Annotated in this window: 5 protein-coding genes and 1 pseudogene; 2 read left to right on the forward strand and 4 right to left on the reverse strand. The window is 58.9% G+C overall.

What is annotated here, in order from left to right:
- Window positions 1-18: 18 nt before the first annotated feature.
- The 4 genes and pseudogenes from ACNAOU_RS09685 to ACNAOU_RS09700 all read right to left on the reverse strand — a co-directional run.
- Window positions 19-2,940, reverse strand: a complete 2,922-nt coding sequence (locus ACNAOU_RS09685) for a DEAD/DEAH box helicase (protein ID WP_422758529.1) — start codon at window positions 2,938-2,940, stop codon at window positions 19-21.
- Window positions 2,858-4,255: an ATP-binding protein gene (locus ACNAOU_RS09690; RefSeq protein WP_422758530.1), complete on the reverse strand. Its 1,398-nt coding sequence runs from the start codon at window positions 4,253-4,255 to the stop codon at window positions 2,858-2,860. The genes ACNAOU_RS09685 and ACNAOU_RS09690 overlap by 83 nt, the downstream gene beginning before the upstream one ends.
- Entirely contained in the window at window positions 4,252-7,359 is a 3,108-nt protein-coding gene (locus tag ACNAOU_RS09695; protein WP_422758672.1) for a TerB N-terminal domain-containing protein, read from the reverse strand. Before ACNAOU_RS09695 ends, ACNAOU_RS09690 begins: the two co-directional genes overlap by 4 nt.
- Before the next feature lie 138 nt (window positions 7,360-7,497).
- Window positions 7,498-7,614 (reverse strand): annotated as a pseudogene (locus ACNAOU_RS09700) (DUF4236 domain-containing protein); the annotation flags it as partial.
- A 491-nt stretch (window positions 7,615-8,105) separates the two neighbouring features.
- Between ACNAOU_RS09700 and ACNAOU_RS09705 the strand changes: the two are divergent.
- Both ACNAOU_RS09705 and ACNAOU_RS09710 read left to right on the forward strand, forming a co-directional pair.
- Window positions 8,106-11,063: a DEAD/DEAH box helicase gene (locus tag ACNAOU_RS09705; protein ID WP_422758531.1), complete on the forward strand. Its 2,958-nt coding sequence runs from the start codon at window positions 8,106-8,108 to the stop codon at window positions 11,061-11,063.
- Window positions 11,064-11,122: 59 nt separating this feature from the next.
- On the forward strand, window positions 11,123-11,959 hold the full coding sequence (locus ACNAOU_RS09710; protein ID WP_422758532.1) for a hypothetical protein: 837 nt from the start codon (window positions 11,123-11,125) through the stop codon (window positions 11,957-11,959).
- Window positions 11,960-12,290 lie beyond the last annotated feature (331 nt).

The raw sequence follows: 12,290 nt of genomic DNA on the forward strand, positions 1-12,290 counted from the left end.
TTATCGGTGATGCTCGGGTCAGTCAGTGGTCATCGGTGTTGTCTGGACGCGACGGGCTGCCACTTTAGGGTCTCTGCCGATGTATGAGGAAAGTACTCCAGCCGCTGCGAGGGCGTCGGCAGCTGCCGTGTGTGTTTTCCCGGTTCTGACGTTGAGTCGTTTGCAGGTGTCGGCCAGGGAAGCGCTCTCGCCAGGGTAGTAGCTCTTTGTTAGTTGCATCGTGCAGACAAGAGGCCAGTTCGGGATCATTACTCCCGCTCGCTGGAACTCCGATCTGAGAAATCCCAGGTCGAAGGCTGCATTGTGTGCCACGACCGTTCGTCCGGCCAGCTGTTGCTGGATGTGAGGGAGTATGTCCTTGAACCTCGGGGCGTCGCGGACGTGTTGAGCAGTGATTCCATGGACGTGGCTAGGGCCGGTTGCTTGCTCAGGGTCGACGAGGGTTGACCACGTGCCCTGAACGGTGCCCTGTTCGTTGACATGCACGATGGCAATTTCGACAATGCGGTCCCGCTGCGGCGAGAATCCGGTTGTTTCGACATCGATCACGGCATATGGTCCGCCGTCAGCTAGTTCAAGCATGGGCTCGGTGTTCGTCGTGACGACTGATTTTGGCCGGTAGTTTGTCAGGTCTTCCGCAAATTTGGTGGTTGCCTCTGCCAAATGTTTGACAAGTGGCCACGCTGTCTCGACGTCGAGCGCTGCGGCCGCGTAGGAATGCGTGAGTAATTGGTCGTCAAGGTATACATCATGCTTGTCGCGCTCTTTGACCATGACGTTGCTCGCTAGGTCAGATGGATCGGGTGAGGGGAGGGCAGACAGATACTTGAGAGCGGTAGCTGCTTGCACACGCGATGTCTTACGGAGCGTCATCCCCACACCGTCGAGGGTTGACTCGTAGTTTTCGCTGCTGAAAAGGACATGGAGTGTGTTCAAGGTCCGGTCACCGGCCCAAGGGAACAGAATGGTGTCATCGCCCCACGTGATGAGAGGGCTCTCTCGGAGGCCAAGCCTGTCGTATGCGGCCCGGCCTTCCTGGAAGAGCGCTCGTGCCGCTTCGTCGAGGTAAACGGGTACATCCCGAGTTTCGTAGAGCTGCTTCATCCGTTGACGTATGCCGTCGGCAATTAGGATGCCACTACCTGAGAAGGACGGTGGCCGGCCGCCTCCGGCCTTGGTCAGGTTGATGACTTTGCCAGCGATGTCGACGTCAAGGATGCGCCACCGACGTCCGGCGAAGATCAGGAGGCCGCCTTCCACAAGCGGCTGGTCTATGGGGATCGATCCGAGCGTGCGGCCCGAGGATACGAGCCGATACTCCTCGGCTGTGTGGAAGGCACTGTAGAAGCTGTAGTGGTTGATGAGCCGTTCCCCCTTGGTTCCAGCCAGGAGGGTGCCATCGGATGACTGCACGATGATGTCGTTGTTTCCCAAGCTGCGTAGCAACTGGATGAACATGGGTTGATCAATATGGCTGAAGGGGCCCTCCGTACAGAGGGCGCTGTAGAGTTCCGCCGCCGTCGCGCCGCCGTGTTGGGCGATCACGGAGAGAGTCTGTTGGATCAGCGTGGAGAGGTGAAGGCCGTCGGTATTGGGTGGTTCGTACCACTTCTCAAACAGCAGTTCGATGGTGGCGACTGTTTCGAACAACTCGGCACGGAGTTGGTCGACGGGAGGGGTCCGTTGATCGACTGGCCGTTCCGATACGTAGATGCGAAGGGTGGCCGGTTTGCCACGTCGGCCTGACCTTCCCAGACGTTGGCGCAGAGCGGAAACACTACCCGGTGCGCCGACTTGGGCTACGGCGTCGGCGGAACCTATATCGATGCCCATCTCGAGTGTGGAGGTACAGACGGCCGTTGTTGGTGTCCCGGCAGACCGTAGCCGGGACTCAACGTTTTCGCGGAAGTCCTTGGACAGGTTGCCGTGGTGGGGGAAGAACTCATTCGGGACCCGCGCACGGTCGCTGATGCTTTTGAGGAGGTCGGCGTAGGTTTCGACATTGGCTCGCGAATTGGCGAAGACCAGGTTGTCTTGTCCGCGCAGGTTTCGGAATAGGTGGTCAGCGATTGCCAGCTTGTCGGGTTCGACCTCCGTGGGATCTTCGCCGTCGGACACACCGCCGCCGCTGGTGATGTACCCGCGCAGCTGCATGCGGAGCTCCGCCGTGTCATCGTCGTGGCCCCCGATCACGTGGACGGCTTGTTCGTTACCTGGTCTGAGGAAGCGCGCGGCTATGGAGGGGTCGGAGAGGGTGGCGGAGAGCCCGATCCGGGGGATCCGTCTGCGGATGGCCAGCTCGACCCGGTGCAGCAGCGATTGCAGCTGCGCTCCGCGTTCAGTGCCGATGAAGGAGTGCAATTCGTCGATCACAATGTACTGCAGCCCGCTGAGCATGACCGGGAGGCGATTCCCTTGGATAACAAACATCGCTTCCAAGGATTCCGGGGTAATGAGCAGGAGCCCGTCGGGTGATTCCTTCAGGGCACGGCGGGCGCTGTCGCCTACGTCTCCGTGGCGGCGATGAATCGGCATATCCACTTTTTCGGCCAAGGATTCGAGCCTGCCGTATTGATCGTTGATCAGGGCCTTTAAGGGGGAGATGTAAAGTGCCTTCACCCCATTGGGCAGCGTTTCGCTGTCCCGAGCCGCGGCTAAGAACGACAAGATTGGTAGCCAGGCCGCTTCTGTTTTGCCTGAGGCGGTAGCTGCACTGATGATGACGTCGGTATCGCCGCGGAGGATGGGGTCGATCGCTTCGGCCTGGGCAGGGCGCAGATGCTCCCATTTCTGTTCCCAAATCCACGCCTGAACACTTCGATGGAGCCGATTGAACGCTGTGTGGGCTTCTGAGGCCCTAGAGCTTGAAGACTGAAAGCTCGTCATCGGTGTCGCTCGTTGTGTGGCGGTCGTCGGCTGGGTTCTGGTCAGAGAGAACATCGCGGGTTCGGGTGGGTACGGAAGAAGGGTCAGTGGTGGGAGCCAACGGAGCTAGGTCCGGGTTGGACTCCCGTTGGATGTTGATGCCTGTCACGACGTCCTCCCAGGCGCGGTCCGGGTTCTGTTCTAGCACCGCCAGCAGGTCGAGGAAGCCTTTGATCGTGTTCCGGGGGGTTCGGAAGTACGCGTCTCCGATGCGCTGAGCGCAGTGGTTCATGTACTGGGTGATGCCTTCGTCGCTGATCAGGTAGGCTGATTCGTCTCCGGCGGCCTGGACGTGCCGCAGTTTGGTCAGCAGGACGTAGAAGTCTTCCGGCGTCAGGCTGGCCAGGCGCAGGACTGGTCCGGAGTAGTCTACGAGTCCGTCGACGGCGTAGCTGTTTTCTTCCAGGCGTGATTGCAACGCGGAGTAAGAGTAGAGGCCGCGGCGGGGGTCGAGCAGGAAGTCGGGTGTTCCGCCGAAGATGAAACCAAGGCTTGCTGCGCTGCCTTGGGTGGAGTCGTTGAGTATCCGGAGGATTTGTTCGTAGTTGGAGTTTCGAGCTTGTGTGTTGGCCAGCTTGTAAAGGTTGACCATCTCGTCGAGGCAGACGAGGATCCCCCCGAAGCCAGCTAGGCGGACAAAGCGTGCGAGAAGCTTGAGTTGGTCGTAGAAGTTGGAGTCATCGATGATTGTTCGGACGCCAAGGGCTGCTCGAGCGTCGGTACGGGTGGCGAATTCTCCTCGCAGCCACCGAACAGCATCGGACTTGAGTTGTTCGTTGCCGGTGTCGTGTCCTTGCCAGTATTTGGCGATGACTTCGGCGAAGTCGTAGCCGCCGGTGAGCTCGGAGAGTTCAGACAGGCTCCTGCGGATGATGCTCTCGACAGGTGCGCCGGTGTCCCGGGATTCCGTTAGGGCCTGCGAAACGAATCGCTCCACGACGCTGGACATGGCGCCGCCGTCGGGTTTGGCTCGTGTGGCCATGTTTCGCATGAGTTCGGCGTAGAGACTGCGGGCTTGGCCGCCGGTTGCGTGAAGGCGCCTGTCGGGGGAGAGGTCGGCATGGACGGTGACGAGTTTTTGCTGAAGCGCGATGGATCGCACGACGTGTAGGAAGAACGTCTTACCGGAGCCGTAGTCTCCGATGATGAAACGGCTGCCCGAGCCGCCGTCGTTGATCCTGTTGATATCGGACAGGAGTGCTTTGACTTCGTTGACCCGTCCTACCTGTACGTGTTGTTGTCCCATTCTGGGAACGACGCCGGCGCGCAGTGATTGCAGGAGTGCGTCACGTTCGCGTGGTCGGATGGTGGTCTGAGGTGAGACGGTCATGCCAGGAGCTCCTGCAGTGCGGTCGAGTTGATGGTGAGGGTTTCGTCGCCTTCAAGCAGCGGCTCGTCAGCGGCGTCCAGCGCGGCTTCGTTGACGGCGTCCATGGCGCCTTGCGGCAGTAGACCATGCTGTGCGGACAGGTCTTCGAAGTCAGCCCAGGGGAGTTGCGTGACCCCGGCAAGTGCGCGGACGAGGTTGGAGTGAGATGCATCCAGGTCCCTGATGGTTGAGTTGGGCTGGTTGCTCGGTGCCGAGACGGATGGACTTGGTGCGGGGGATGGTTGTGCCTGTTGTTCGGCAAAGGCCGGGTCGTCCTCGCTGAAGATGTCACCAAGAAGTGCAGAGACTTCTGCGGTTTCGGCCATCTTTGCTTGGATCGTTGATGTGTCGAGGAGGTAACTGTCGGCCGGCGGCGCATCTTGCGTTGCCAGCGGTAGGGGCGCGGGGATGGGAACTCCCGGATCAGGTTTTCCTGCCTGTCGCACGGTGACCGGTCCCGCTGCGGCTGGGTTCGGTGCGGACATAGCTGCGTGGAGGCGGCTGGTGACGACGGCGGTGTCCAAGTCCAGAAGTTTGTAGATCTTCTGCAGGGTACTCACTTCACTAGGCGCGATCTGTCCGTCAGCTGCTGCGACGGTCACCAGCATGTCTCCCAAAGCTGCTTTCTGCGTTGTGGTGAGTGTGCTGAGCCGTTTTGTCAGGCCGGTGAGTTTCACCTCTGATGCCCCGAGCCACTGGAGATGTGCGTGGAGCCGAGTGCGTTCGGCTGAGGTCAGTTGCAGGGAAGATTCGATGTGGGCAGTCAGGTGGTCCAGTTCGGCGGGGGAGATGTCGCCGTCGGCCGCAATTACCGCGGCGGCGAGGTGCGTCATGGTCAGGGCGGTGCTATACGACGGTGTTGGAGAGTGGGGGCTTCCGGGCTCCGTGTGAAAGAGGACGACGGGGAGTTCGGGAGTGATGGCAGTGCCGCCGAAACGTACGTCGGGTTCGAGCCCGATGGCGAAGCCGTCGAGAAGTGTCGCCAGGTTAACCGCTTCAGGCTTGGAGAGTTTCTGGCCGTTGTTAGGGGGCCAGTGTTCGAAGAGCTCCTGACCTGTCAGTTCCACGCTTCGGCGTTCTGCGAGTTTTTGTGTAACCCAGGTTCGGAAGTCACCTACCGGACCTTCCGCGTCGACGAGTAGGTCCCTCGGCAGTAGTGCTGCTGCCGCAAGTGTTCCTGCTTTGTCGGTGTTGCGGCCGAGCCAGCGACTGTATGCGTCCAGTTCTGAGGTGACGTCATCGAACAAGGCTGAGAGCTTCTTTTGTGGTGCACGCTGGTTGAAGACGTCGGCGATTTCACCCATGGTCATGGTGGCGCCGCCGATTTGGGAATTGGCCGTCGTGTAGCTGAGCTGCACTTTAGATGCGCCGGGCCGGACGGTGAATCCTTCGCCGAATCGTTGTTGGTAGCGGAGGCGGAATAGCTGTGTGAATTCTTCTGTGCAGCGGGTTGCCGGTGTGCGGACGGCGACTTCAGGGTGGAACCATCCCCATGCCAGCGCCCATTCGGCGGGGATGGCCTTGCCGTCGGCGGCGAAGGAGCCAAGGTGTGCTCGGAGAGCTAGGGGTACGTCCCACCGTGATTCTGTCAGGGCGGGGACCTTGGGGGAGTCGTCCTCAGCCTGCAGCATCATGAAGTCGATGACGTCGACAAAGCGGGATGCGTACGATCGGAAGGAACCACTTGAGTCCTCGTATACCTCGAGCAGCGCCGACATCTCCGCTTTGATGCCGCTCAGCTCGGGCGCCAGCTCTGGTTGCTTGGCGATGTCCACGAGGACGCGGCGCTCAAGTCCATACATGAAGAGAAAAACGTAACCGATCGGTGTATTTGGAAGTCGGCGGCCTTGGGCGAGCCAGGAGAGGTAAGCGGCTCGCCCGGCCGGCGTGATGTCGGCATAGGAGGGCCAGTAGTTCAGACATTGGCCTGCCCAGTCCGGGTTGCGGGAGTCAACCCGGAGGGTGGGGTTGATCAAGGACGGCTCAGTGCCTCCTCGCGGGGATGTGAGTTCCTGACCGGCGTAGACCATGCCAGGGATGCGGACGCCGTTGCCGAGATCCAGTGACTCTTCCGGCCCATACCACCGTGTCTTGCGCGGAACCGCCACGGCCGGTGCTGGGTGATTAGCTGGCTCGGGTTGAACCTGGGGTGCTTGGGTGAGTGCGTGTACCGCGGGTGAAGGCGTCGTATTAAGCTGAGGTGCCGCTGGAGCGGCGAGGGCATGGCTGGGGATGGAGACTTCGTTGTCTGCAGCTGATTCCAGTTCTCTGGCGAATCGAGATGCTGCCTCGGCGCTGGATACTTGGAGGGCCCATCTGAAGCCGTTTGCGTTTTCGAGCTCCAGCTCCGTGTACTTCATGATGGGCAACACGGGATTGCTCTTAAACCGACGGTCCGGACCGCCCTTTTTGTTGACGTATTGCCACGTAGATCCAACCTGGACCGCGTCCGAAGGAGTCGCGCCTGGGGATTCGATGAAGTTTGTCGAGCGCTGACGAATACGCAGCGAGTCATAAGTGACGTCCGCAAATGTGCCGCTATGCGCGAGGAGGATCCGGTCCGGCAGGAAATACATTGACGTCTTATCTGCCGTTAGGCCGGGTACGGCAATGTTCGTCACCAGCTCCCGTGGGCCGATGAGGCTGAAGCCGGCGATGGACCGTCCAACCAAGGATGAAGCGCCTGCATTGACCTTTTGTTGGTGCCCGGACTGCAACGCCCCGGCCTCGTTAATGCGCCAGATCTTCTGGGACTGCCCCAAGATAGTGCCAGCGTCGAGAATCGCCTGAAATTGGCGGGCGTGTCCGTCATTGACGTCATAGAAGATCACGACGGACCGTTTGGCACGGTCCCGCTGCACAACCCACCAGATGGCAGGAATACCGAGCAGCCACACAAGAAAGCCAAAAGGCATCGTGATCAGGCCCAGGAACACGACGGCGATGACGACCCAGCGAGTCAGTGGTTTACGTTTTCCGGCCTCGTTTAGCTGCTGTACAAGGTCACCTGAGGATGTAGGAGCAAGCGCCTGGACGCTGATTCCCCGCTGGTCCTCAAAGACCACATCCGCCGATGCTGAAACAGCAGGTGTGGGAAAATTTGAACCTTGACCGGGCTGGTTCCTACCACCGACTGAAGCCTGATAATAGACGCCGCCGGCGCCCATACGTACATAGTTGCCACGAGGACCGGAACCAACTCGAAAACCTGGAACACCGGCGCTCACACCGAGCCCGGACTTGCTCAGATTGAACCTGAACGGGCCTGCCTTCAGGCTCTTCCGAACGTAAAACCCCACCATTACCCCCACACCCGGCATTCACCCGGCAGTCAATCGAATCAATGAGAGACATTGTTGCAGCAGCCTGTGTTGTTCTTTCAACAGAACACCAACGTGTCGCCGAGGCGTAACACATACGGCTCCCAAAATGGCAAGTCACGGACGCTGTGGATGGCTAGCAGCTCTGCTGACGTGCGCTCTTGGGAAGTCAGGTCGACTAGATCGTGTCTGATCTTCGAAGGGTGGCTTTGGCGTGCTTTGACCCTGACGAAGCTTTGGCAGCGTGACCTGGGCGTTGCGCCAGTTTGAAACTAGAAACCGCTATTTATCTGAGGTTTCTGTACTCGGCCTAAGTCATCAATAAGGATCAGTTCGCCCGGTTGACCTGCATTGTGCAAGACTGTCCGCAAATATTCGAATGGCGACAACGTAAAGCTTGAGACATCGGCTGCACTGGTCCCGTTACGCTCGTTACGTGCGGGAGAGGGGCCCTAGCACTCATGCCACTGTGGGAGCACCAAACCGCCGCCTTGAAAATTCTGAGGCGCCACCTAAAAAGGTCGAGCCGCGAAAAGGGCGCCGCGCTGGTTACGATGCCCACTGGTACGGGTAAATCTGCAGTTATTGCTTCCCTCGTTGCAGGCCCGCAGGTCGGGGGCAAGAAGAAGAGTGCCTTAGTTGTGACACCATGGCGTGGGCTCGCACGGCAGCTTGCTGAGGATATCGACAAGCGGGTATGGGAACGCCTCGATGTCGACCGTCCAGCGGACCTTCCCAGGGTACGCTTGATCGCGAGCGCCAAGAGCTTCATCGAATATGTCAGTGGCCAGAAACAGTACGAGCCCGTGGTGCACGTGGCTACTCTTTCAATGGTCTTGAAGATCTTTGAGACGGTGGAATTCGATGAAGCAGCGATGGCTGCTTTGTTCGGAAGCTTCGCGACGGTCATTGTCGATGAGTGCCATTATGAACCGGCGCCCAGTTGGTCTCGTGCTGTGCGGGCCACTGGACTGCCGATCTGTCTTTTCACCGCCACGCCCTTTCGCAATGACAACCGAATGTTTGCCATCGATTCGGCCGCGCAGTACCGCTACACGCACACGAAGGCCGTCGCCCATCGTGTCCTACGCGTACCGCGATTCGAACATATTGACGAGACCTCTATTCGAAAGTACGTCGATGTCCTGCTCGACAAGCTGGAACACGTGGTAGAGAAGAAGCCCGGCGACCGCGTAATTGTCCGCTGCAGCAACCGTGCAGACGTTAGAGACGTGGCGGCTGCCCTAGTGGCCAAGGACCGCAAGGTGATAGCTGTGCACGAAGGTTTCACCGGTAACGACGAAGCCCCGCATCTGAGAAGAAGCATGCCACGCCCATCCGACCGTCCTGAGGTCGAATTCCTAATTCACCAGCACAAGCTGACGGAAGGATTCGATGATCCTGCCGCAAGAGTCCTCGCCGTCTACGGAGGGTTCGGAAATGATCGGGCTCGGGTGCAGCAGATTGGGCGCATCTTGCGGAATCCGACGAAAGACGCCGGCCAACACGCCTTCGTGTTCTCATCAGACGAAACCATGGAGGCGGCTTGGGGACGCTACCTTCGTTTTGATAAAACGACAGTAGCTAAATCAGTTGCGACTGATCCTGTCGGCGTTGCCAAGCTTCTCGGTGCGCAACCAGACATCTTCTACTGGGACCGGCTCTTTCGAGAGAAAGCGGACCTGAATGCCCATGATGCCTGGAACGCCATCAGATATCGGCTCAGCACATGCATCCGTCGGCCAAACGGGAAATTTGATTTGGACGGCTTTGCCGCAAAGGTTGCCCAAGATCTTACTTCCAGCGATTGCCAGGTATTGGCGCAATTTCGACCGAGCCTCGACGTGCGCGTAATTTTGCATATGACGGTCCGCAACTCGCCACTACTGCGGGAGGGGGCATTCGTCGAGATGTCCCTTGGATACACGGTTCTTTACTGGAATGGCCAGCATCTCTTCGTGTCCGCGTCGGAAGGGCTAACTGAGAGCGTTCGAACCGACACCACTTCAGTCGGAGCCGAAGGCTTGGTAGGCTTGCTGCCCAACACTTCGACGATAACTTCGATGTCGCTCACGAACAACGACTTGAGCGACTGGGCAGTCCGGTCGCGATCCATCCGAGCTCGCGACATCGGCTCCGTCGCTGCCGAAGTGGGTGATTCAACGTTCGGCTACTCTACTGCGTCGGGCAGCCTGGCTATGGGTGATAAAACAATCACGCGCTACACCGGCGTCAAGAACGGCCGCGTGAGTGATCATCGAGAGTCGAAGGGTCTCTACTGCGAGCTACGGAGTTGGTTCGACGAATTGACTGCCGCCTTGCTAAGAGGCGATAAGCCCGCTTCAGCTATCGCCCGATATGGGCTGCCTGTCATACCCACCGAGCCACCTGTTGCAGCGCACGTCCTGCTGGACGTCGCGCCCGAGACCTTCGAACCATTCGACGACCGCCACGGCCCGCTTGTCATTGATTGGACCGGTGGGGCTGTGGAACACGGTCGGTTCACGGTCGAGATCAATGAAAGCGAAGTCGAAGTAAATATAGCTTGGGATGCGCCTCAAAAGAGGTTCAATGTTTCGTCGACCCAGGACGTTCCATACAGGCCTATCAATGACAACAAGCTGGACTTCTGGCAGTACATTACTCGCGAGCAGTTGCTGCGTGTGGCGACTGAATCCGGGTTGGTGTACTCGAATAAGAACTTCTGGCGACTCAACATGCGCCAGTCAAGTTCTAATGAAGGACTAATGTCCATCATCGAAACTCACCCGCCGCTCGCGAGAGTCGTCGCCGAGAAGGGACATACAGTTGGCCAGAATCCGTGGCCGGACGACACAGTCTTCGGGCAGCTCGACAGCTGTCTTCTTCCAGACGCGCTCGGAAAGGACGCAACGATCCTCTGCACTGACCTCGGAAGCGAGATTGCCGACTTCATCGGCTTCGATTCGGAGAAGGTTATCTTTGCTCATGCCAAGAGCAAGTCGGTAAACAAGGCATCCGAGATTTCCGCGTCAGCACTTCACGACGTCGTGTCCCAAGCGATGAAGAGCCTGCGTTTCCTCACATTGGGCAACGAGGATCGTCCCTCTACGGGTTACTGGGCGCACGAATGGAAGATTGAGAGAAGCAAGAAGCCGGCGTACACGTTTGGCCCGGCAACTCGTCTGCGCCGTGGTAAACCACAGAATACTGGCGAAATGCACTGGGACATGGTCAACAAGGTTGTCCAGTCCCACGCAGCATCGCGTGAAATCTGGTTGGTGCTAGGCGCTTGTCTTTCGAAGCGTGCGTTAGTCGAGGAGCTCGCTAAGGATAGTCCAAGTCCAGTTGCGCTGCAGGTCCATGCTCTGCTCAGCGCCGCATGGAGCTCTGCGCAGCAGTGCGGAGTCCGGTTGCGTGTTTATTGCTCGGACGAAAGGTTGCAGCAGCCTAAGTCCCGAAGAAAATGATTAGTCATCAGGCAGGACGGAGGAAACCGATCGGGGCGGAAGAGGAACACGCGAGAACTGTGCTTGAAAGCGAGCTCGGCGTGGATTTCCGGCACCACGATGACGGGTCCGCGAATAGCATGCCCGATCTTCTGTCTCTTAATGGAAAACACGTGGCGGAAGTGATCACAACCGTCCCGCGCGCCGCCCGGGAGGCGCAAAAGAACCTGAATGCGGTGCCGCATGCGGACCTTCCCCACTGTGTTCGGGTGCTGTTGCCTTTCACGCTTCTGAGGGTTGCCAGCAAACCCCGACGGCTCAAGATCCAGGAAGAAGTCTTGGTGTCGACAGCGACCGCTGCTTGTCAGCATCATTGGTCATCGTGGGGGACCCGCACACCGGACCGAGACAACGTCGGTGCCGCGCCGCTTCTTTTCCCTCGAAGTCTCGCTGACGGGGTCACGTTACTATGCGTCAAACACTGTGGGCATCCGGACGATGCGCCACACCAAATCGATTGGACTGTACTGCACCAACCTTCACTGGTTGATCCGTGGCAGTTAATCCGGCAATCACTGCACAACGTCAAGGAGCAGCGCGGCGGAGTTCAGGCGCTGGTAGAAAAGCTGGGTAATTATCCGAACAAGCATCTCGTGATGTATCCATTTGGCCCGCCGGAGAGCCTAACAGCCGAGTTCAGCCAGTACGTGCCACCGTCGAATTTGAGCGACCTCATGCCGTCCCTATTGAACTCGCCTCTTGTCGATATCCATGTTTGGCTCTTGTACCGTTACGGGAGCGGAGTTTTTGAGGGACTCCATGTGTGCAGCGGTTACTGGACCAGGTTCGGGACGGGGATCCCAAAGCTTGATGGCCTGTTTCCCGCAATTCAGCGACCTCACTATAGGGATGCCTAGAGTGCGGCATCCCGCATGACTGCCCTTTGGCCCGGCTTTCGCCGTGGCCGGAGTAGAGCCGACCAGCGAACCGCGGCGGACTGAGTGCGCATAGGCTGCAGAGCCGGTTACCTCCCTGAGAACAACTGCTGAACTTCAGCCCCGATATCCAGCAAACGGCGGAGCGGCCTATCAGCAACTCTTAGTGGGCCTCGTCGATGTCGCTGTGAAGCATGGCCGTGCAGCTCTGATCAGATGGCGTCCTTCATGAGCCGTTCATGGCCATTTGATTTGGTGTGGGAGTTTGATCTGTGGCGGCCGTCCTCCGGTGCGCGGGTGCGTGCGGAAAGAT

Source organism: Paenarthrobacter sp. C1, assembly GCF_049315185.1.
In the GTDB taxonomy this organism is placed as follows: domain Bacteria; phylum Actinomycetota; class Actinomycetes; order Actinomycetales; family Micrococcaceae; genus Arthrobacter; species Arthrobacter nicotinovorans.